This is a genomic window from Caballeronia sp. INDeC2 (assembly GCF_023631325.1).
Lineage (GTDB): Bacteria > Pseudomonadota > Gammaproteobacteria > Burkholderiales > Burkholderiaceae > Caballeronia.
Genome location: NZ_JALQDG010000046.1, coordinates 96,685 through 118,769, shown reverse-complemented (window position 1 = coordinate 118,769; position 22,085 = coordinate 96,685). Strand labels below are relative to the sequence as shown.

The window sequence follows — 22,085 nt, the reverse complement described above, 5'->3', positions numbered from 1 at the left end:
GCGCGATGCTAGTTTGCGGTCGTCGCGCGCATCGCCCGATATTCCCGCCTCACGATATCCATCAACTCCGCGACCGACGTATTCGCGCTGCGCTGCTCGTAGGTCACGCGTCCGCGCTGCATCAACATGATGCGATCCGCGATGTCGAGCGTCTGCGCATAGTTGTGCATGATCATGATGATCGAGAGCCCGCCTTTCTCCTTCAGGCGCATCACGAGATCGATGATGAGCGCGGCTTCGCGCGCGCCCATCGCGGCGAGGGGCTCGTCTAGCAGCAGGATTCTCGCGTTCGAATGCACCGCCCGGGCGACAGCGATGGCCTGACGCTGACCGCCCGACAAACGCTCGACGGGCAGATCGACGGAAGGCACATGCACGCCGATATCCTCGAGGCATTGCGCCGCACGCTCGCGCATCCGCTTGTGATCGACGAGACGCAATAAACGGGCAGGCCCGCCCCGCACGATCTCCCGATTGAGGAACATGTTGTGATAGATCGACAGCGAATTCGCGAGCGCGAGATCCTGATACACGCATTCGATGCCGAGCGCGCGCGCATGATCGACGGACTTGAGCAGCGTCTCCTCGCCGTGCACGGAGAGCGTGCCGCTCGTCTGCTGATGAAAGCCCGTGAGAATCTTGACGAGCGTGGACTTGCCCGCGCCGTTGTCGCCGAGAATGCCGAGAATCTCGCCTTTGCCGAGCGAAAGCGACACGCCGTCGAGCGCGGTGACCGCGCCGAAGCGCTTGACGAGGTTGTCGCCGCGCAGTGCGAGATCGGCGGATGCGGCGGGAGCCGTTTGCGGTTCAGCCATCACCGTGCTCCCCTGCGGCGGATGCGCCCGACGTGGATGTTGAAGATCATCGCGGCGAGAATCGCGGCTCCGAGAATGATGTTGAAGGTGAACGCGTTGATGCCGATGAGCGTAAAGCCGTCGCTCAGAATGCCGAGCACCGCCGCGCCGAGCAAGCCGCCCACGATCGTGCCCGAGCCGCCCGTCAACGGCGTGCCGCCGATCACCGCTGCGGCGACCGCGAGGAACATGATCTGATTGCCGCCCGCTTGCGGATCGATCGACGTGATGCGGAAACTTTCGAGGATGCCCGTGAAGCCCGCGAGCACCGCGGCGATCACGAAGTTCCCGAGCCGCAGCCGGTTCACGTGGATGCCCGCTTCGCTCGCGCCGAGCGCGTTCGCGCCTGCTGCCTGCGTGTGCAGACCCCAGCGCGTATGCCGCAACAGCACATGCATGACGAACGCGATCGCCACGGTCCAGATGATCTCGCTATAGCCCCACGCGCCCATCACGGCGGCGAACTCGGGCGAGCCGGGCGTCGCGGCGGGCGTGCCGCGCGAAACGGTCAGCGTGATGCCGTTGATGAGAAAGAGCGTGCCGAGCGTCGTCACGAACGAAGGCAGGCGCAAGTAGACCGTCACCGCGCCGTTGATAAAGCCGATGATCGCCGCCGCGATAAGCCCGGCAATGACCGCGAGCCACATCGGCGCGCCCGCATCGTTGGCGAACACCATCATGAACGGCGCGAACGCGAACACCATGCCCGCCGAGAGATCGATGTCGCCGCCGATCATCAGCATGATTTCGCCGAACGCGATGATCGCGACCGGCGCAACGTACTGCGAAAGATTGACGAGGCTCGCGTTGCTGAGCAGGAAGTCGTGATTGACGAACTGGAAGTACGCCGCGAGCAGCAAGGCGACCAACAGGATGCGCAACTCGGGCGCCCAATGAGACGCCCACGCACCGCGCGGACTGCCGGTGCGCGCGGGCGTGGTTGCTTTACGAGGTTCGTTCACCGTGTTCATCAGGACTTGATCGCGCCTTTCATCGGCACGATTTGCGGCTTGGTGGTCTTGCCTTCGTAACGCGTCGAAGTGTTGAGGTAAGGCTCGACCGTATCCTTCGTCACGAACTTGAGACCCGTGTTGATGTTCGCCGGCCCGACGAGCCCGCCCGATGCGAGGAACACGAACGCTTCCATCACCGTATAGAAGCCTTGCACGTACGGCTGCTGGTCGATGGTGAAATCGAGGAAGCCTTCGTGAATGAGCTGAATGGTCTGCGGCAACAGATCGAAGCCGCCGCCATGCACGCCCTTCGACGGCAGATTCGATTCCTTCATCACCTGCGCGACGCCTTGCGTGCTGCCTGCATCGACGGCGAACATGCCTTTCAGATCCTGATGGCCGAGATAGAACGACTTGATCTTCGACAGTTCCTCGTTGACGGTTGCGCCGGTCGCCACCGTCTGAACGTCGATCTTCTTGCCGGACTTCTTGATCGCATCGCTTGCGCCGTCGAGACGCGGCTGGATGTTCAACTGGCCCGGCGTCGCAATGAAGAGCGCGACGAGGCCGCTGTCGATGAGGCTCGCGATGCGCTCGCCCATCTGATAGCCCGACAAATACAGATCCTGGCCGATATACGCGAGCCGCGGATTGGACTTGCCGCGCGGCGCGTCGGCGTTGTAAGCGAATACGGGAATGCCGGCGTCGAGCGCGGCCTGAATGGGCTTGTCGAATGCGTTCGGATCGACGATCGGCACCGCGATCGCATCGGCTTTCGCGGCGATCGCGGAGTTCACCGCGCGCACCATTTCGCCCGCGTCGGACGTGGCCGAGCCTGTCCACTGATAGTCCATGCCGAACATGGCGCACGCATCCTGAATGCCGTATTGCGTGGGCACGAAGAACGGATTCGTCGTCACGTGATTGACGAACACGATCTTCCATTTCTTGTGCTGCGGGAACGCCGCTTCGGCCGCCTGCGCGGTCGAGATCAGCCCGCCGCCGCCGGCCACGCCGCCCAAGAGCGACAGCGCCGCGCCGAGTCCCGCGCCCTGCATGATGCCGCGTCTGCCCGCACTGATGAGCTTGTTCTCTTTTGCGTCGTCATCCCGATCTTGCGCCATGTCTTCCTCCGGTCTCTTCTTCGTTGGTCGATGGGTCGACTCATCGTCGATCACGTTCAGATACTGGGTTTCACGGCATGTCGTCCGCACCCGGCTTTCATGGATGAAAGACCGCAGCGTTGCGGATGACGATGCGAGCAATGTGCGAGAGGGCGATTCGAAAGCGCGGCGTGTTTGAACTAGTAATTGGGATCTGCGAAGCCCGCGCGCCGACTTCAATAGACAAACTATATGCAGAGTGTTTTGACGTTGCGATTAGCGTTTTCCCGGTACGTGCGGTCCATATAGTCATGCTATTTATAGGACTTTCTTGCAGAGTGAGCATAGCCATGAGCGCCCCAAAACCCAAGCTCCGCTCGGCCGCGTGGTTCGGCACGGCCGACAAGAACGGCTTCATGTACCGGAGCTGGATGAAAAACCAGGGCATCCCGGATCACGAGTTCGCGGGCAAGCCGATCATCGGCATATGTAATACGTGGTCCGAACTAACGCCGTGCAATTCGCACTTTCGCAAGCTCGCCGAGCATGTGAAGCGCGGCGTGTATGAAGCGGGCGGCTTTCCCGTCGAGTTTCCGGTGTTCTCGAACGGCGAATCGAACTTGCGGCCCACCGCGATGTTCACGCGCAATCTCGCGAGCATGGACGTCGAGGAAGCGATACGCGGCAACCCCGTCGATGCGGTCGTGCTGCTCGTCGGCTGCGACAAGACGACGCCCGCGCTCTTGATGGGCGCGGCGAGTTGCGACGTGCCCGCGATCGTCGTCTCCGGCGGCCCGATGTTGAACGGCAAGCATCACGGCCGCGACATCGGCTCGGGCACGGTCGTGTGGCAACTGAGCGAGCAGGTCAAGGCGGGCAAGATTTCGATCCACGAGTTCATGTCGGCGGAAGCGGGCATGTCGCGCTCGACAGGCACCTGCAACACGATGGGCACGGCATCGACGATGGCGTGCATGGCCGAAGCGCTCGGCGTCACGCTGCCGCATAACGCGGCGATTCCCGCCGTCGATTCGCGTCGCTATGTGCTCGCGCATCTGTCGGGCATGCGTATCGTCGAGATGGCGCTGGAAGATTTGCGCCTCTCGAAGCTGCTCACGCGCGAGGCGTTCGAGAATGCGATCCGCGCGAACGCGGCGATCGGCGGTTCGACGAATGCGGCGATCCATCTGAAGGCGATTGCGGGACGCATCGGCGTGAAGCTCGAGCTCGACGACTGGACGCGCATCGGCCGCGGCACGCCGACGCTCGTCGACTTGCAGCCTTCGGGCCGCTTCCTGATGGAAGAGTTTTACTACGCGGGCGGTTTGCCAGCGGTGCTGAGACGTCTCGGCGAAGCGAACCTGATTCCGCATCCGGATGCGCTCACGGCCAACGGCCGCACGCTGTGGGAGAACGTGCAGGAAGCGCCGCTCTACAACGACGAAGTGATCCGGCCGATCGAAAAGCCGCTCGTCGCTGACGGCGGATTGTGCGTGCTGCGCGGCAATCTCGCGCCGAACGGCGCGGTGCTGAAGCCATCGGCGGCGACGCCCGCGCTTCTGAAACATCGCGGCCGTGCGGTCGTCTTCGAGAACTTCGACGACTACAAGCAGCGCATCGCCGATCCCGATCTCGATGTCACGGCGGACTCCGTGCTCGTGATGAAGAACTGCGGCCCGAAGGGTTATCCGGGCATGGCGGAGGTCGGCAACATGGGCTTGCCGCCGAAGCTGCTGGCGCAAGGCGTGACGGACATGGTGCGCGTGTCGGATGCGCGCATGAGCGGCACCGCGTATGGCACGGTGGTGCTGCACGTCGCGCCCGAGGCGCGCGCCGGCGGGCCGCTTGCGATCGTGCGCGACGGCGACTGGATCGAGCTCGATTGCGACAAGGGCGTGTTGCGCATCGATATCGACGACGACGAAATCCGCACGCGTCTCGATGCGTGGCAAGCGGCGAAGAGCGAGATTCCCGAAGATCGCACGGGCTATCGCAAGCTATATGTCGAGCATGTGCTGCAAGCCGATGAAGGTTGCGACTTCGACTTTCTCGTCGGCTGCCGTGGCGCGGACGTGCCGAAGCATTCGCACTGAGGGCGTCATTTGCGCGGGCTCCACGTTGCAATCGCGACGCCGAGCACCGCGACGCCCATCGCCCACCATGCGGCTGCGGGCAACACTTCGCCGAGAAAGAAGTACGACAGCACCGCGGCCGCGGGCGGGATGAAGAAGAACAGCGACGCCACTTGCGACACCTTGCCCGCGCGGGTCAACGCGAGCAGCAGCGTGATCGCGATCAGCGAATTGCCGATCACGAGATAGGCGAGCGTGGCGATGAACGTGGGCGTCCATTGCACTTGCGTGTGTTCGAAGGCGAGGGCCATCGGCGCGCAAAAGACGAAGCCGACGCTGTATTGAATGAGGTTCGACGTAACCGGATCCTGCGCCGTGCCGAGCCGCTTCTCGTACAGCATCGCGCCCGTGATGCCGATGAGCGCGCCGATCGCGAGCAGCACCGGTCCGAGCGCATCCGCATGCAGCGGCCCGCGCGCGGCGATCACGCCCGCTGCGCCCGCGAGCCCGAGCAGCAAGCCGATCCAGCGCCGCACGCCGATCCGTTCGCCGACGAACTTCGGCGCGAGCACGCCCACGAGAATCGGCTGCAAGGACACGATCAACGCGAGCACGGATGTCGCGATGCCCGCCGTCATCGACAGATAGCTGAGTCCGAAGTACATCACCTGTACGAGAAAGCCGACGACGCCGAGATGCAGCCACGCGCCCGCATTGCGCGGCCATTGCGGACGCCGCACCGCGCACACGGCGAGCAGTACGCCGACGCTCAACGCGAAGCGTATCGACAGAAACGTCAGTGGCGACGCGTAATGCAGGCCGGTCTTCGCAATCGGAAAACCCGCGGACCAGAGCAACAGAAAAAGAATGGGGCCGCCGATGGTGAGCCAGCGGCGTTCGTTCTGCGTGCTGCTTTCTTCATTCCGGTCGATGCGCGGCGCCTGCGCCATGTTCGCGTCCTTGTGTTCGTGTGCAGCGGAAGTACCGATTGTAGTGGTCGAGACGACGCCGGCGAAGTGTGAGACATTCTGTGCTTACAACATCATCGATTCGATCGAACGCTGAACCATGAGCGACAACACCAGTGAAGCACCCGACAGCACCGCCGCGCGCGTCGCGATGTGGCGCGCGCTGCACGCCGAAGCCGATGCGCCGCCCCATGTACTGGAAGACACCATCGGCCTCGCATTGCTCGCGCCCGATGCGAACTGGCGCGAACGCGGCGACATGAACCCGCAGTTCACGCGGCCTTTCCGTGCGTCGATCGTGGCGCGTGCGCGCTTCATCGAAGATCTCGTCGTGGAAGCGCTCGATCGCGACGTGGCGCAATACGTGATCCTCGGCGCGGGTCTCGACAGCTTCGCGCAGCGCAGGCCGGAGATCGCGGCGCGGCTGAACATTTTCGAAGTCGATCCGCCGGGGCCGCAGGCATGGAAGCGCCGGCGTCTGATCGAACTGGGCTATGGCGTGCCGGAGCGGCTGCATTTCGTTCCCGTGGATTTCGAAGCGGGAGAATCGTGGCGCGAGAAGCTCGTAGAAAATGGGTTCGATGAAAGCAGGCCCGCTATCGTCGCATCGACGGGCGTCAGCATGTATCTCACGAAGGAAGCGAACGCGGCCACGTTGCGCGAGGTCGCGGGCTTTGCGTCGGGATCGACCTTCGCGATGACCTTCCTGCTGCCGATAGAACTCGCGGACCCCGACGTGCGTCCGGATCTGGAGATGGCGGAGAAGGGCGCGCGTGCGAGCGGCACGCCGTTCATCAGCTTCTTCATGCCGGCGGACATTCAGGCGCTGGCGCGCGATGCGGGCTTCAAAGATGCACGGCACGTATCGGCTGCGGATCTGACACAGCGATACTTTGCCAACAGAACCGATGGCCTGCGTCCGCCGAGCAATGCCGAGGAACTGCTGATCGCCAATACATAGGCTCGTCATGCCCAAGATCGATCTCGCCGCCGTGCCCGAGTTAAAAGGCTCGGGTTATCCGCCGCCCTTCGATGCGCCGTGCGCCGATCGCATCCGCCAGCGTCTCGGCGATGCGGGCGGCCTCAACGATTTCGGCGTGAATCTGATGCGTCTGCCGCCGGGCGGATGGTCGAGCCAGCGTCACTGGCATTCGCACGAAGACGAGTTCGTCCAAGTGCTCGAAGGCGAACTCGTGCTGATCGAGAACGAAGGCGAAACGACATTGCGCGCGGGCGATTGCGCGGCGTTTCCGAAGGGCACGGGCAACGGTCATCACATGATCAATCGTTCGGACAGGGTGGCCGTGTATCTTGAAGTCGGCAGCCGTGTGTATGAAGACCTCACGACGTGCTCCGATATCGACATGATGAGCGCCAACGCCGACGGCCGCTTCGTTCATAAAGACGGCACGCTGATCGATTCGACGAACCTCCAGGTTTGCAAACACAACGACAAGTGACAGACATCACGCCTTCTGACCGCGCAACGCTCATGCGCGAACTGGACAAGACGCCCGTATTCGATGTCGTCGTGATCGGCGGCGGCGCAAGCGGCCTCGGCACGGCCGTCGACGCGGCATCGCGCGGTTATCGAACCTTGCTGCTGGAAGCGCGCGACTTCGCCAAGGGCACGTCGAGCAAGGCCACCAAGCTCGTTCACGGCGGCGTGCGCTATCTTGCGCAAGGCAACGTCCCGCTCGTTCGCGAAGCGCTGCGTGAGCGCGGCCTGCTCGCGCGCAACGCGCCGCATCTCGTGCATGCGCTCGGATTCGTCGTTCCGGCGTATCGCTTCGCCGACAAGTTCATCTACGGCGCGGGATTGAAGATGTACGACTGGCTCGCGGGCGCGTCGAACCTCGGCGCAAGCCGCAGTCTGAGCCTTGCGCAAACGCGCGCGAAATCGCCGATGCTCGCCGACAGCCTCGACGGTCACGCGTTGCGCGGCGGCACGCTTTACCTCGACGGCCAGTTCGACGACGCGCGTCTCGCCATCGCGCTGATGCGCACGCTGTTCGATCTCGGCGGCCTCGCGCTGAACAATACCGCCGTGCTTGGCGTCGGCTTCGATCGCGCGGCGGGACATCATCGGCTGTCGGTGACGGATGTCGAAACGGGCGATAGCCTCAGCGTCGGCGCGCGCTGCCTCGTCAACGCGACGGGCGTCTGGGTCGATTCGATCCGCGCGATGGCCGATCCCGGCGCGCGCCCGATCGTCGCGCCGAGCCAGGGCGTTCATCTGACCTTGCCGCGCCGCTTCCTGCAAAGCAACGACGCGATTCTCGTGCCGAAGACCAAAGACGGCCGCGTGCTTTTTATGGTGCCGTGGCATGGTCACACGATCGTCGGCACGACGGACACGCCGCGTCAGGACTTGCCGCTCGACCCGCGCGCGAGCGACGAGGACATCGACTTCATTCTCGCGACGGCGTCGGACTATCTGTCCGTCAAGCCGACGCGTGACGACATTTTGAGCGTATGGGCGGGGCTTCGTCCGCTCGTGAAGGCCGGCGCGCAGGCATCGACGGCGGCGCTCTCGCGCGAACATACGATCGAAATGAACGCGACGGGCATGATCACCGTGACGGGCGGCAAGTGGACGACGTATCGCCTGATGGCGCAGCAGGTCATCGATCTGGCCGTCGCGAAACGCTTGTTGCCGGATGCGCCTTGCCGGACGGCGTCGCTGCCGCTGCACGGCGCGACGGCGGAGCAACGCGGCCATTACGGTTCCGATGCCGCGTTGATCGAACGTCTGCCGGGCGCGCGGAACGTGCTGGTGAAGGCAAGCGGGCTGACCGAGGCGCAGACGCGCTTTGCGGTTCGGGCCGAACTCGCGCGTTGTGTCGAAGATGTGCTGGCGCGGCGCAATCGCGCGCTGTTTCTCGATGCTGCCGCCGCCCGCGAGGCCGCGCCGGAAGTCGCGCGAATCGTGGCGGAAGAGCTCGGACGAAGCCCGCAGTGGCAATCCGAAGAGGTCGCGCGTTTCGATGACTTCGCGCGAACCTGGATGTTGTCGTAACGGCTCGATTTCCCCGGCCGGCGCGCGTGCGCCTCGGGGAAACGCCTACTGCCCGATTTAACCCGCCATTACCCTTTACGCGCGCCGCTTCCTAAACTTGTCTAACAAGGAGGAGGCTCCCATGTCGAAACTCATTCACACGATGATTCGCGTGCTGGATCTGCAACGCTCGCTCGATTTCTATCAGAAGGCTTTCGATCTCGGCGTTGCGCATCGGCTGGACTTTCCGGACTTCACGCTCGCCTATCTGCGTAACGATGAAACGCACGCGTGAAGGCGGAGCGCGAGCGTCTCATCGGTCTCGGTCTCACGCCCAACGACGTGCGCGAGTTCAAGAACGACGACGGCTCGCTGATCGCGCGTTACTTCTTCATTCAGGACCCGGACGGCTACAAGATCGAAGTGCTCGAGCGGCATGGACATTACGAGTAGTCACGGCGGCACCGCAGGACCACATACATAAGCTGTTGCTGCACCCCACAAGGAGAGAGACATGCGAGACACGATCATTCCGATCGTCGCGCAGCGGCGCGCGCACGACGGTGGACATCATCACGATCACGATGAAATTGCCGCGGCCCCGCCAAAAATCGCGCTGACACGACGCGAATTTCCGCGCGCGTCGCCCGAAGCGGTCAGAGTGTGGATGGCGCGGGACCAGGGGAAGCATGAGCGGCGATCGTGTGAGTGTCCGGAAGTGGCCGATGGTGGTGAAAGCGGCGGTTATGGTGGGATTGGGCGTCGCGTTTGGTCGGGTTCTTGTGGTGGCTGCGGGCGTTGCTAGGAGGCAGAGGGCGTAGCTCCACGAAGGGGTCTCTGCGAATTTTGCGCGTTGCTGGCACGATTCCCCTCACGCTGATAGATTACCGTGCAACAGAATCGTTGATCGAGAGACTACGATGACTGACAAACCCGCTTCCCCCCGTTCGCCCCTTCCCGCGCTGATTCTTATCGCGGCCATCGTCGTCGTGCTGGTGGCGGCCTTTGCCTACACGGGCGGCTGGCTCACGCCGCATCGCCTCACGCCGGCGAAGATCGTCGGCAGCCTCGCGCCCCCCGGCGGCGCGGTGCCGGGGTTCAGGCGCAATCACGCGAAGGGCATCTGCTTCACCGGCGACTTCGAATCGAACGGCTCGGGCGCGGCAATCTCCAAAGCCAAAATGTTCATGCCGGGCACGTATGCCGTCACGGGCCGATTCAATCTCTCGACGCCCGACCCGCAAGCATCCGACGCGATGGCCCGCGTGCGCGGCCTGAGCCTGCGCATCGTGATGCCCGACACGAGCGAGTGGCGCTCCGCGATGATCGATGCCCCGTTCTTCCCCGTCGCGACCCCGCAGGCCTTCTACGACCTGCAACGCGCGCTCGCGAACAAGAACGATCCCGAGTCGATGCAAAAGTTCGCCGCCGCGCATCCCGAGATCGGCGCGTTCGGCGCATGGGCGGGCAGCGCGCCGTGGACGGCCTCGTATGCCGACGAACGCTACAACAGCCTCAACAGCTTCGTCTTCACGAACGCGGACGGACAGGATCAGACCGTGCGATGGTCCTTCATTCCCGCCGCGAAGCCCGAGAACCTCACGCCGGACGAGCTCAAGCAGAAGGGCGCGAATTTCCTCGATGCCGAAATCACGCAGCGCGTGCGGAGCACGCCGCAGCGCTGGGCGATGGTCGTCACCGTCGCGAATCCCGGCGATCCCACCGCCGATCCGAGCAAGGCCTGGCCGGAGGATCGTCGTACGGTGGAAGTGGGCACGCTCGTCGTCAAAGCGATCGAACCCGAACCCGGCGGCGCATGCCGCGATCTCAACTTCGACCCGACCGTGCTGCCGTCCGGCATGCGCGTATCCGACGATCCGTTCCCCGCCGCGCGCTCGGCCGCGTACTCCGTGTCGTTCAATCGACGCACCGCCGAGGACAAGTATTACCCGCACACGCCCGCGCAAGGAGCCAAGCCATGAACGCGATCAACGAGCGGTTCTCGCCGCTGCAACGCGCCCTGCACTGGATCATGGCGATATGCATTCTCGCGATGCTGTTCATCGGCGTCGGCATGGTGTCGACGGTGAGGCCGGACTATCTGACGCTCGTATCCATCCACAAGCCGCTCGGCATCGCGATTCTCGTGCTGGCGCTGATCCGTCTCGCGGTGCGGATCGCACGCGGTGCGCCGCCGTTGCCCGCTGACATGCCGGAGCCGATGAAGCTCGCCGCGCATCTGTCGCACTATGCGTTTTACGCGCTGATGATCGCGTTGCCGCTGCTCGGCTATGGGATGTTGTCCGCGGCGGATTATCCCGTCGTGCTATTCGGCCTTCACGTGCCGTCGCTTTTGCCTCATAGCAATTCGCTGCATACGCTGCTCTGGAACGCGCATCGCTTTCTTGCGCTGTGCTTCTTCGCGTTGATCGTCGTGCATCTCGCGGCGGCGCTGTTTCATGCGCTCGTGCGGCGCGACGGCGTGTTCCATGCGATGGCCCCTTGGAAATAGACGCGCAAGCTCAAGAGCGCCGCTGCTGCACGACCTGGGCGAGCGCTCGCACGCCCGGCTCGATCAGCTCCGCGCGTATGGCTGAGAAGCCCATGCGGAAGCATCGCTGACCATCGGCGGGATCGGCGAAAAACACGCTGCCGGGTTCGATCAACACGCCGAGCGCTTGTGCGTCTTTCGCGAGGCGTGTCGCGTCGAGCCACGGCGGACCTTCGACCCAGCACGATGCGCCGCCCGTCACCTTCGATGCACGCAGCTCCGGCAGATGCGTGGCGAGCGCATCCATCAGCACTTCGGCGCGCTCCTTGTAGACGCGCCCGAGCTTGCGCAACAGCGTGTCGTGATGACCGAGCGCGAGAAAGGTCGCGAAGGCGCGCTGAATGTACGCGGCCGGATGCCGGATCATCAAGCGACGCAGCGCGCGCAATTCGCGTATCAGCGTGCGCGGCGCGACGATATACCCGAGCCGCAAACCCGGCGCGAGCGTCTTCGATAACGAACCGATATACACCACACGCTCCGCCGTATCGAGGCTCTTCAACGCCGGATGCGGCGTGCCGGAGAACGTGTTCTCGCTCTCGTAGTCATCCTCGATGACGATGAAGTCATGCTTCACCGACAGATCGAGCAGCCTGCGCCGCCGCTCGATCGGCATCGTCACCGTAGTGGGACATTGATGGCTCGGCGTGACATACACGTAATCGCACTGGGCGATCACGCTTTCATCGTCGATGACGGCGCCGTCTTCATCGACCTCGAGCGGCACGATCTGCGCGTTGTGATGCTGAAAGATGTTGCGCGCATCGGGATAGCCGGGGTTTTCCATGCCGACCTTCACCTGCGCCCCGCACAAGAGATCGCCGATCAGATAGAGCGCCTGCTGACAGCCATTCGTCACGACGATCTCGTCGGGCATCGCGAACACGCCGCGACGCGGCAGCACGCGCGTGCGAATCTGTTCGACGAGCGTTTCGTCGTCGCGTTCGATGAGATCGGGCGCCCAGTTGCGAATCTCCATGACCGACAGCCCGTGCATGCAGCTCTCGCGCCAATCGCTCGTCGGGAACAGTTCGGTATCGAATTGCCCGTAAATGAAGGGATATTCGTAAGTCTGCCAGTTCGACGGCTTGACGATATTGCGTTGATTCGAAGGCGCATGCCGGATGCGCGCGCTCCAGTCGGGATGACCTTGCTGCGTCTCGATGATCGCCGTGTCGGCGACGCCCGTCGCGGTGAAGCCGCGCTGCAATTCCTCCGTCGCGGGATTGACGAAATGGCCGCTGCGTTCGCGCGACACGAGATAGCCTTCTTCGACGAGTTGCTGATACGCGAGCACAACGGTATTGCGCGACACGTTGAGCTGATCGGCGAGCTCGCGGCTCGAAGGCAACGCGGAATCGGGCGCGATATGACCGCTCAGGATCGCGTTGACGATCATCTGACGGATCTGGTTCTGCAAGCTCATCCCCGAGACCCGCGAGCGCTCGAAGAGCTGCGCCCAAAGCGTGGCGGCTGGGCGGGTGGCCATGCATCTCTCCTGCGAAATGTTCTGGTGATATCCGGATATTACGTGCGGCTTGCACGGCGTGCCAGTCCAACAAAAAGCCGCCGCGCCGATGGTCCGGCGCAGCGGCTCTCGATGTCCACGCGAGGACGATCAGCTCATGGAAAACGCTGTCTCGCGCCGCTGCCGCAAGCCGACCCACGCCGCCGACAGCGCGCTGATGACGCCCGCCGCGAGGCAATATCCCGCGATCATCCACGGATCGCCGCCATTGCGTTGCAAGAGCCATGTCGCGACGATCGGGCTGATGCCGCTCGCGAAGATGCCCGAGAACTGATACACGAACGAGATGCCCGAGTAGCGCACTTTCGCATCGAAGAGCTCGGAGAAGAGCGCGGCTTCGGGACCATAGATCGATGCATAGACGACGCCCAGCGGGATCACGACCGCGAGCCACGCGAGCATCGTGTTGCCGCCGCTGTTCTTCATCAGCCAGAAGCCGAAGAACGCGGACAGTCCGGTTGCGAGCGAGCCCCAGAAGTAAATGCGCGCGCGTCCGACGCGATCCGAGAGCCGCCCGAAGAACGGTATCGTGAAGATCATCACGAACGCGGCGACCATCACGCCGAACAGGGCATCGGTACGTTGCAGATGCAGCGTTCCGGTGAGATACGAAATCGAGAACACGCCGAACACGTTGAAGAACACACCGTCGATGAAACGTGCGCCCATGCCCGCGATCGTGTTGCCGGGATACTTCGAGATCACATCGACGATCGGCATGCGCGCTTCGCTGCCCGTCTTCTGGATGCGCGTGAATTCCGGCGTTTCCATCACGTTCAGCCGAATGTACATGCCGATGATCACGAGCGCGAACGACAGGAAGAACGCGACGCGCCAGCCCCACGCGAGGAACTGCGCATCGGTCAGCGTGAGCGACAGACCCGCGACGACACCCGACGACAGACACAGCCCCAACGCAAGACCGATCTGCGGAATGCTCGCGTAGAAGCCACGCTTGTTCTCGGGCGCGTACTCGAACGCCATCAGCACCGCGCCGCCCCATTCGCCGCCGAGCCCGATGCCTTGCAGCACGCGCAGGAACAGCAAGAGCGAAGGCGCCCAGATGCCGATCTGCGCATACGTCGGCACCATGCCGATCAACACCGTCGCGACGCCCATGATCGTGAGCGTCATCACGAGCATGCTCTTTCTGCCGACGCGATCTCCGAAATGGCCGAAGATCACGCCGCCCAACGGCCGGCTCAGAAAGCCGACGGCGAAGGTGCCGTAGGCGAGCATCGTCGAGATGAGCGGATCCCCGCTCGGGAAATACAGCTTGTTGAAGACGATGCCGGCGACCACGCCGTATAGAAAAAAGTCGTACCACTCGATCGTCGCGCCAATCAGACTGGCGACGACGACCTTGCGCATCTGCTTGCCATCGGTTCGGGGCGTTGCGTTCATGGTTGTCTCCTTGATGTGTGTGTGAGACTTGTGCTCAGTCTCTCTGGCCTGCATGGGCCACGGGCTTTTCCACAACGACTTCGGGTGCGTCTTCCACACGCGCGACGTGTTGATAGCGCCGGTCTTCGAGAATCATGTCGGCGGCTTTCTCCGCGATCATGATGACAGGGGCGTTCGTGTTGCCCGATACCAGCTCGGGCATGATCGACGCATCGACCACGCGCAGGCGTCCGATGCCGCGCAGCTTGAGGCGCTCGTCGACGACCGCGAGCGCGTCGCTGCCCATCTTGCAGGTGCCTGCCGGGTGATAGATCGACTGACTGAACTTGCGCGCGACATCGAGCAATTCGGCATCGGACTGATACTGCGAACCGGGCACGAACTCCGACACGATGTGCCTGGCGAGCGACGGCGCAGCGGCGATGCGGCGCGCCACCTTGATGCCGCCGATCACGACGGGATGATCGCGTTCATCGGAGAGATAGTTCGCGTGAATCGCGGGATAATGCAGCGGATCGTTCGAGCGGATCTCGACGCTGCCGCGGCTGTACGGCCGCAACTGACACACCGACGACGTGAACGCAGAGAACGGATGCGCGCCCTGGCCGGGCTTGTCGGCGGAAAGCGGTTGCATGTGGAACTGGATGTCGGGACGCGTAACATCCGGAGACGAACGCGTGAAGATGGCGACTTGGCTCGCCGCGAGCGTGAGCGGCCCGGTGCGCGATAGCGCGTATTGCAGGCCCACGAGCGCCTTCTTGAACGGATTGTTCACCTCGTCGTTGAGCGTGCGCTCGCTCGTCTTGAAGACGAGACGCACCTGCAAATGATCCTGAAGATTGCGTCCGACGCCGGGCAACTCGTGCCTCACCTGCACGCCCGCCTTGTTCAGCACGCGCACGGGACCGATACCCGAGTTCTGCAGAATCTGCGGCGAGCCGATCGCACCCGCCGCGAGAATCACTTCGACACGTGCACGAACCGTCTTCACGACGCCTTCATGCACGTACTCGATGCCGGTCGCTTCCTTGCCGTTCATCAGCACCTTGCGGGTCTGCGCACGCGTGCGCACGATGAGATTGCGGCGATCGCGCACCGGCTTGAGAAAGCCTTTCGCGGTGCTCCAGCGAAGCCCCTTGTAGGCTGTCTGCTGAAAATAGCCGACGCCTTCCTGTGTCGCGCCGTTGTAGTCCGCGTTGAACGGGATGCCGATCTCCTGCGCCGCCGCGATGAAGTGATCGGCGATCGGACGGCGCAAACGCAGGTCAGATACCTTCAACGGCCCACCCGCGCCGTGATATTCGCTCGCGCCATGCTCCTGATCTTCCGACTTCCTGAAGTAGGGCAGCACGTCCCTGAAACTCCATCCCGCGTTGCCGAGTGCGGCCCAGCGGTCGTAGTCCTCGCGCTGGCCGCGCACGTAGAGCAGCCCGTTGAGCGAGCTGGAGCCGCCGAGCACCTTGCCGCGCGGCCAGTCGATGCTGCGTCCGGCGACGGCATCGTCCGCCTCCGTGCGATAGCACCAGTCGAGCTCGGGATCGTGCATCGTCTTGAAGTAGCCGACGGGGATATGAATCCACGGGCTCGTGTCGGAGCCGCCCGCCTCGAGCAGCATCACGACGTTGGACGGATCGGCGCTCAGACGGTTGGCCAGCACGCAACCTGCTGAACCGGCACCGACGATGACGTAATCGACTTCCTGCTGCTGCATGACACCTGTCTCCTGAAGTCTTCTTTTGGAACGAATCGTTTCGTTTGCGTTTCGTTCAATGTGGAAGAAGCGGGCGAGGAAGCCAAGAGAAAAGCGCGGAAGCTCGCGAAACTGAAACGGAAAGTGCGAAATCCGATTCAGAAATGCGAGTGGGCCTCGGGTTGACCCTGATATTGATTCGTCATCCGAAATATAGATGCTGCGGCGCGTCAGAAGGTCGCCGTGAGGTCGGCGGCGGCTTCCTGCAAGCGCGGCACAAAGGTCAGCGCGCGCGACAGCGCCATGCGCGACACCGGCCCATGCACGGCGATGGCCGCGATGCATTTGCCGCGCGAATCGAACACCGGCACGGCGACGCACGCGATGCCGAGCACGAACTCCTCGTTATCGACGGCAATGCCTTTGTGCGCGATGCGATCCAGTTCCGCTTCGAGCAGGTTCGGGTCGTCGAGCGTACTGGGCGTGAAGCGTTCGAGCCGCATCGCGCGGATGAGGGCGGCGCGTTCTTCGCGCGGCATCATCGAAAGCAACAGCTTGCCGCTCGCGCTGCAATGCGCCGGCACGTGCGATCCGGGCTTCAGTTCGAGCCGCAGCGCCCACGGCGATTCACAGCGGTCGAGATAGAGCACCTGCGTGTCGTGCAGCGTGCTCAGATTGCAGGTCTCGCCGAGATCGGCGACGAGGCGCTCCAGAATCGCGTGGCGCTGACGCCTTGCGCCGCTGTGCATCATCACGTCGACGCCGAGCCGTTCGAGGCGCGGGCCGATCACGTACGCGTTCTTCTGGCCCGGCTCACGCGCGACGAAGCCGCCCGCTTCGAGCGATTGCAACATGCGATGCAGCGAGGCCTTCGGCTGCCCGATGATGTTCGCGAGCTCCGCAAGCGACAGCGCGCCCTTCGCCGCGACCAGATGTTCGAGCACGCTGAAGGCGCGCAGCGTAGGCGTTTCGGTGCGCGTGTTGTCGATGAGCGGCGCGCTCTCCGTCGCTTCAGGCTGAAGAGCGAACGCTTCGGTATCGGCTCGCGTATCCATGATGCGCATTCACGTCGTCTGATGCCGCGCTGCCTGCGCCTGCACGCAAGTCACGGCGATCACGTGATAGATATCGTCGGCGCTGCAGCCGCGCGACAGATCGTTGGCCGGTTTCGCGAGTCCTTGCAGCAGCGGCCCAATAGCCTTCGCGCCGCCGATGCGCTCGGCGAGCTTGTAGCCGATGTTGCCCGCTTCGAGACTCGGGAAGATCAGCGTATTGGCGTGCCCATCGATCTGCGAGTGATGCACCTTGCGCATCGCGATTTCCGCGACGATCGCGGCATCGAGCTGCACGTCGCCGTCGATGGCGAGGCCGGGACGCGCTTCCTTCACGCGCCGCGTCGCATCGATCACTTTATCGACGGCCGCATGGTGCGCGCTGCCGCTCGTCGAGAACGAGAGCATCGCGACACGCGCATCTTCCATCAGCAGGCTGCGCGCGCTGTCGGCGGCGGCCATTGCGATTTCGGCGAGTTGCTCCGCATTCGGCTCGACGACGAGCGCGCAATCGGAAAAGATGAGACCGCCTTTCATCGTATGAAAAGGCTCGCACAGCATCATGAGAAAGAAGCTTGAAACGAGCTTGAACGACGGCCGCACGCCGATGATCTGTATCGCGTTGCGCACGACATCCGCGGTCGTGTTGACCGCGCCGGATACGGATCCGTCCGCCTCGCTCATGCGCACCATCAGGTTCGCGAAGCACAGCGGATCGAGCACGGCGGCGCGCGCCAGTTCGGGCGTCATGCCCTTTTTCTCGCGCAACGCGAAAAGCTCTTCGGCAAAGCGCTCGGTATGTGGAGAATGAGAAGGATCGATCACGTCGATGCCTTCGAGATCGATGCCCGCGCTGTCCGCCGCTTGATACGCACGCACTCGCGCGCCCACGAGCACGATGCGCGCGATGCCATGCTTGTGCGCGCGTTCCGCCGCCTGAAGCACGCGCGTGTCTTCGGCTTCGGAGAGGACGATGCGCATCGGCAGGTCGCGCGCCTGATCGATGATGCGATGCATGGCTTTCATGGCGGGCTCACTGTCATCAAGAAAAAACGCCGCTCCGGGCGCGGAGCGGCGCGGCGTTGGACTCAGACGTAATCCTTGTACTTGTCGAGCATGCGCACCGGCTTCGAGAGCGCATCGCGGCGGAACGGATCGCCGAGCTCGCGCGTGCACATGATCTCGATGATCGTCGTCTTGCCGTGATTCATCTGCAGATCGATGGCCTTCTTCAGCGCCGGGCCGACATCCTCCAGCTTGTCGACGACGATGCCTTCCGCGCCCATCGCCTTCGCGATCTCGGCGAAGCTCTGGTTATCGAGCTCGCCCGCAACGAAGCGGCGATTGTAGAAGTCCACCTGATTCTTCTTCTCCGCGCCCCACTGACGGTTGTGGAACACGACAGCCGTCACCGGAATATTGTGACGCACGCAGGTCATGGTTTCCATCAGGCTCATGCCCCACGCACCGTCGCCCGCATACGAAACGGCCGGACGATGCGGCGCCGCGACCTTTGCACCGATGATCGTCGGGAACGCATAGCCGCAATTGCCCCAGCTCATCGCCGCGAAGAAGCTGCGCGGCTTGTTGAAGCGCAGATAGCTGTTGGCGACCGAGTTGATGTTGCCGATGTCGGTCGACACCATCACGTCTTCCGGCATCGCCTTTTCGAGTTCGCGCAGCACCTGGCGCGGATGCAGATACTGGCCGCCGCTGAACGGCTTCTCGTTCTTCTGCTCTTCGATCATGTCGAGGCTATACGGATCGCGCTCGTGCGTCCATTCGTCGAGTTCCTTTTCCCATGCGGCCTTTTCAGAAGCGATGGTCTTCGCGCGGGCGTCTTTCGTCGCGTCGCAGTCGAGCTTGCGATCCGCGAGACGTTGCGTGAGCGCGATGGCCGTGGCCTTCGCATCGCCGCAAATGCCGACGGAAATCTTCTTCACGAGGCCGAGCATCTTGTGGTCAGCGTCGATCTGAATGACCTTCGCTTCCTTCGGCCAGTAGTCGAGGCCGTGCTGCGGCAGGGTGCCGAACGGTCCGAGACGCGAGCCGAGCGCGATCACGACATCGGCTTGAGAGAGCAGCTTCATCGCGGCCTTCGAGCCTTGATAGCCGAGCGGGCCGCACCACAGCGGATGATTCGCCGGGAACGAGTCGTTATGCAGATAGCTGTTGACCACCGGCGCGCCGAGGCGCTCGGCGAGCGCCTTGCATTCCTCGATGGCATCGGCCATCACCACGCCGCCGCCCGAGATGATGACGGGGAATTTCGCTTCCGCGAGCAGATCGGCGGCTTCGTTCAGGCTCTGATCGCCGCCGGGACCGCGATCGAGACGCTGCGGCTTCGGAATCTCGACCTTGACCTGGCCATAGAAGTAATCGCGCGGAATGTTGAGTTGCGTCGGGCCCATTTCCGACATCGCGCGATCGAAGCAACGCGCGGTGTACTCGGCCATGCGCGCCGGGTGCGTCACGTGGCCTTGGTACTTCGTGAATTCCTGGAACATCGGCAATTGCTTTGCTTCTTGGAAGCCGCCGAGACCGATGCCCATCGTGCCCGCCTCCGGCGTGACGATCACGACCGGGCTGTGCGCCCAATACGCCGCCGCGATTGCCGTCACGCAATTGCTGATGCCCGGGCCGTTCTGACCGATCACGACGCCGTGACGGCCCGACACGCGCGAATAGCCGTCCGCCATGTGGCCCGCGCCTTGTTCATGCACGACGGGAATCAGGCGGATGCCGGCGGGCGCGAAGATGTCCATCGCGTCCATGAAGGCCGAACCCATGATGCCGAACATCTCGGTCACGCCATTGGCGGCGAGCGTTTCGACGAATGCTTCGGACGGGGTCATCGCCTGCGGACCGGCGGGCGCCGCGCTGACGGCGAGGGCGTTCTGGGAAGGACGGGCTTGATCGTGCTCGCTCATGAATGTCTCCGGGTTAAATAAAACGGAACGTGCGGTTCCGGAATATGTATCGTGAGAGCATCGTAGGACGAGCCGATTTCGGCGTCAACCTGTTTTTTAAATAAACGGAATGTTTCGTCTCAAAAAATTCTGAATTTTTGAGTTTGGATGACGCGAAGGACTACCGTGCCGCCGGACGCTGGCGCGACATGAGCGTCAGTCCGTCGGAGGTATCGATGAGCGTCGCGAGCTTCACAGCCGTATCGCGCAATTGCGGAACCGCTTGGAGCAAGTCGTTGAGATTGGCGCGGGCGGTCGGAGCATGCGCGGCCAGGCACGCGAGCACGCGCCCGGTCGCGGCATCGGTGATGGGCACCGCAACGGCCACCATCCCCAACACGAACTCCTCGTTATCGATGCCGATGCCGCGCGCGGCGAGCCGGTCCAGTTCGGCTTCGAGCAACGTGCGATCGGTCAACGTGCGATGCGTCTTCTTCGTGAGCGTGAGCCGGCCGAGGATCTGGCGACGCTCGGCGAGCGGCATCTGCGAGAGAAATAGCTTGCCGCTGGCGGTGCAATGCAGCGGCACCCGCATACCGGCCTGCATATGCAGGCGCAGCGGTTCGGCCGTCTCGACGCGCTCGATGTAAAGAACCGTATCGCCATCGAGCGCGGTGAGATTGCAGCTTTCACCGATGACGTCGACGAGCGCGCGCAGGATTGAACGGCAGGCGCGCGTGAAGGAGTTGTTGGCGAGCGTGGCGAGCGCGAGCTGGGCGGCGCGGGGTCCGAGCGCGATGCCGCGGTCGGTGCCGCGCGAGTCGGGCATGTGCGTGACATAGCCTTGCGCTTCGAGTGAATCGATGAGCCGCAGCAGCGTCGCCTTGGGAATGCGCACGCGCGCCGCGAGTTGCGACAGCGTGTAGGCGTGGCCGGCAGCGGCCAGCTGTTCCAGCACGGCGAGCGGACGGAGCGTCCGCGCTTCATCGCCGGCGGGCTCGGCAGGATCGAGATGTGTGACGTTGCGCATGAGCCGAAAACGGAACGTTTGGTTTCGAATTACGGCTACTCTACGCGTCTATCCTCGGATTGCGCCACAATTTTCGGAATGCGCGGTTGCGTTTTATTGCTTCGAAGTCGCGCTTAGAACGTCTTGCCTAGCTCCGCAGCGGCTTCCTTGAGGCGCGGCACCATTTCCAGCGCGCGCGAAAGCGGCGTGCGGGACACCGGCGCGTGAACCGCGATCGCCGCGATGCATGTGCCGTTCGCATCGGCGATGGGCGCCGCCGCGCACACGATGCCCTGCACGAATTCTTCGTTGTCGATCGCGACCCCCTTCTTTGCGATGCGGTCGAGTTCCGCTTCGAGCATCTCCGTGTCGGTGATCGTGTTGGCGGTGTAGCGCTCGAGTTTCATCGCGCGCACGAGCGCATTGCGTTCCTCGCGCGGCTGCAACGCGAGCAGCAGTTTGCCGCTTGCGCTGCACCAGACAGGCACGTGCGAACCGGGCTTCAGATCGAGCCGCAGCGGCCAGGGCGCTTCCACGCGATCGAGATACAGCACCTCGTTTTCGTGAAGCATCGTGAGATTGCAGGTTTCGCCGAGATCGGAGACGAGCCGCGTGAGGATCGCGTGGCGCAGCCGCCGCGCGCCCGCGTGCGTCATCACATTGAGGCCCAGTTGCGCGAGGCGCGGGCCGACGACGTACGCGTTCCTGTCGCCAGGCTCGCGGATCACCAGTCCGCCCGCTTCGAGCGACGCAAGCATTCGATGCAGCGAAGGCTTCGGCATGCCGATGTCATCGGCCATATCCGTCAGCGACACGGGGCTGCCCGCCTGAACCAGGTATTCCAGCAGCGCGAAGGCTCGCAGCGTGGGCGTGTCGGGCTTGTCCATCGGCATGTTTCCATATGAATTTGTTCGACATTATTTTAAATGAGGCGCCGATACGCGCTCCATCGGCCTTTTGGATAAAAATAACCGAAATGAATTGTTCCGAAAAA

At 63.3% G+C, this 22,085-nt stretch carries 18 protein-coding genes and 1 pseudogene; 7 read left to right on the top strand and 12 right to left on the bottom strand.

Going from position 1 to position 22,085, the window contains the following annotated elements; genetic code table 11:
• Positions 1-8: 8 nt before the first annotated feature.
• The 3 genes from NCS28_RS30280 to NCS28_RS30270 are packed head-to-tail and all read right to left on the bottom strand — an operon-like array spanning position 9 to position 2,931.
• Positions 9-815: an ATP-binding cassette domain-containing protein gene (locus NCS28_RS30280; protein WP_250517475.1), complete on the bottom strand. Its 807-nt coding sequence runs from the start codon at positions 813-815 to the stop codon at positions 9-11.
• Positions 815-1,825, bottom strand: a complete 1,011-nt coding sequence (locus tag NCS28_RS30275; protein WP_250517474.1) for an ABC transporter permease — start codon at positions 1,823-1,825, stop codon at positions 815-817. The genes NCS28_RS30280 and NCS28_RS30275 overlap by 1 nt, the downstream gene beginning before the upstream one ends.
• Positions 1,825-2,931: a sugar ABC transporter substrate-binding protein gene (locus tag NCS28_RS30270; RefSeq protein WP_250517473.1), complete on the bottom strand. Its 1,107-nt coding sequence runs from the start codon at positions 2,929-2,931 to the stop codon at positions 1,825-1,827. Before NCS28_RS30270 ends, NCS28_RS30275 begins: the two co-directional genes overlap by 1 nt.
• 329 nt (positions 2,932-3,260) lie before the next feature.
• On the opposite strand from NCS28_RS30270, the gene NCS28_RS30265 reads away from it, so the two are divergent.
• Positions 3,261-5,003 carry an IlvD/Edd family dehydratase gene (locus tag NCS28_RS30265; protein WP_250517472.1) on the top strand — a complete coding sequence of 581 codons (1,743 nt, stop codon included), beginning with the start codon at positions 3,261-3,263 and terminating at the stop codon, positions 5,001-5,003.
• Between the two features lie 5 nt (positions 5,004-5,008).
• On the opposite strand, the gene NCS28_RS30260 is transcribed toward NCS28_RS30265, so the two are convergent.
• Positions 5,009-5,932: a DMT family transporter gene (locus NCS28_RS30260; protein WP_250517471.1), complete on the bottom strand. Its 924-nt coding sequence runs from the start codon at positions 5,930-5,932 to the stop codon at positions 5,009-5,011.
• Between the two features lie 118 nt (positions 5,933-6,050).
• On the opposite strand from NCS28_RS30260, the gene NCS28_RS30255 reads away from it, so the two are divergent.
• From NCS28_RS30255 to NCS28_RS30230, 6 genes and pseudogenes are all read left to right on the top strand, one after another.
• Positions 6,051-6,911 (top strand): class I SAM-dependent methyltransferase, encoded by an 861-nt coding sequence (locus tag NCS28_RS30255; RefSeq protein ID WP_250517470.1) that lies wholly within the window; start codon positions 6,051-6,053, stop codon positions 6,909-6,911.
• Positions 6,912-6,918: 7 nt separating this feature from the next.
• Positions 6,919-7,410 carry a cupin domain-containing protein gene (locus NCS28_RS30250; RefSeq protein ID WP_250517469.1) on the top strand — a complete coding sequence of 164 codons (492 nt, stop codon included), beginning with the start codon at positions 6,919-6,921 and terminating at the stop codon, positions 7,408-7,410.
• 32 nt (positions 7,411-7,442) lie between these two features.
• The gene (locus NCS28_RS30245) at positions 7,443-8,969 is read left to right on the top strand and encodes a glycerol-3-phosphate dehydrogenase/oxidase (protein WP_250517468.1); all 1,527 of its coding nucleotides are present in this window, start codon (positions 7,443-7,445) and stop codon (positions 8,967-8,969) included.
• A gap of 121 nt (positions 8,970-9,090) precedes the next feature.
• A pseudogene (locus tag NCS28_RS30240) lies at positions 9,091-9,401 on the top strand (VOC family protein).
• Positions 9,402-9,868: 467 nt separating this feature from the next.
• Complete coding sequence (locus NCS28_RS30235; protein ID WP_250517467.1) at positions 9,869-10,930, top strand: catalase family peroxidase; 1,062 nt, start codon at positions 9,869-9,871, stop codon at positions 10,928-10,930.
• The gene (locus tag NCS28_RS30230; protein ID WP_250517466.1) at positions 10,927-11,460 is read left to right on the top strand and encodes a cytochrome b; all 534 of its coding nucleotides are present in this window, start codon (positions 10,927-10,929) and stop codon (positions 11,458-11,460) included. Before NCS28_RS30235 ends, NCS28_RS30230 begins: the two co-directional genes overlap by 4 nt.
• 10 nt (positions 11,461-11,470) lie before the next feature.
• Here the strand turns inward: NCS28_RS30230 and pdxR are convergent, their stop codons facing one another.
• The 8 genes from pdxR to NCS28_RS30190 all read right to left on the bottom strand — a co-directional run bounded on the left by pdxR (position 11,471) and on the right by NCS28_RS30190 (position 21,978).
• On the bottom strand, positions 11,471-12,988 hold the full coding sequence (pdxR, locus tag NCS28_RS30225) for a MocR-like pyridoxine biosynthesis transcription factor PdxR (protein WP_250517465.1): 1,518 nt from the start codon (positions 12,986-12,988) through the stop codon (positions 11,471-11,473).
• Positions 12,989-13,117: 129 nt separating this feature from the next.
• Positions 13,118-14,431 (bottom strand): MFS transporter, encoded by a 1,314-nt coding sequence (locus NCS28_RS30220; RefSeq protein ID WP_250517464.1) that lies wholly within the window; start codon positions 14,429-14,431, stop codon positions 13,118-13,120.
• A 34-nt stretch (positions 14,432-14,465) separates the two neighbouring features.
• The gene (locus tag NCS28_RS30215) at positions 14,466-16,142 is read right to left on the bottom strand and encodes a GMC family oxidoreductase (protein WP_250517463.1); all 1,677 of its coding nucleotides are present in this window, start codon (positions 16,140-16,142) and stop codon (positions 14,466-14,468) included.
• Positions 16,143-16,351: 209 nt separating this feature from the next.
• Complete coding sequence (locus tag NCS28_RS30210) at positions 16,352-17,176, bottom strand: IclR family transcriptional regulator (protein ID WP_250517462.1); 825 nt, start codon at positions 17,174-17,176, stop codon at positions 16,352-16,354.
• Between the two features lie 9 nt (positions 17,177-17,185).
• Positions 17,186-18,199 carry a phosphate acetyltransferase gene (gene pta / locus NCS28_RS30205; RefSeq protein ID WP_250517461.1) on the bottom strand — a complete coding sequence of 338 codons (1,014 nt, stop codon included), beginning with the start codon at positions 18,197-18,199 and terminating at the stop codon, positions 17,186-17,188.
• Positions 18,200-18,261: 62 nt separating this feature from the next.
• Entirely contained in the window at positions 18,262-20,103 is a 1,842-nt protein-coding gene (gene xsc, locus NCS28_RS30200) for a sulfoacetaldehyde acetyltransferase (protein WP_250517460.1), read from the bottom strand.
• Positions 20,104-20,263: 160 nt separating this feature from the next.
• Positions 20,264-21,112, bottom strand: a complete 849-nt coding sequence (locus tag NCS28_RS30195; RefSeq protein WP_250517459.1) for an IclR family transcriptional regulator — start codon at positions 21,110-21,112, stop codon at positions 20,264-20,266.
• A 113-nt stretch (positions 21,113-21,225) separates the two neighbouring features.
• On the bottom strand, positions 21,226-21,978 hold the full coding sequence (locus NCS28_RS30190) for an IclR family transcriptional regulator (protein WP_250517458.1): 753 nt from the start codon (positions 21,976-21,978) through the stop codon (positions 21,226-21,228).
• Positions 21,979-22,085 lie beyond the last annotated feature (107 nt).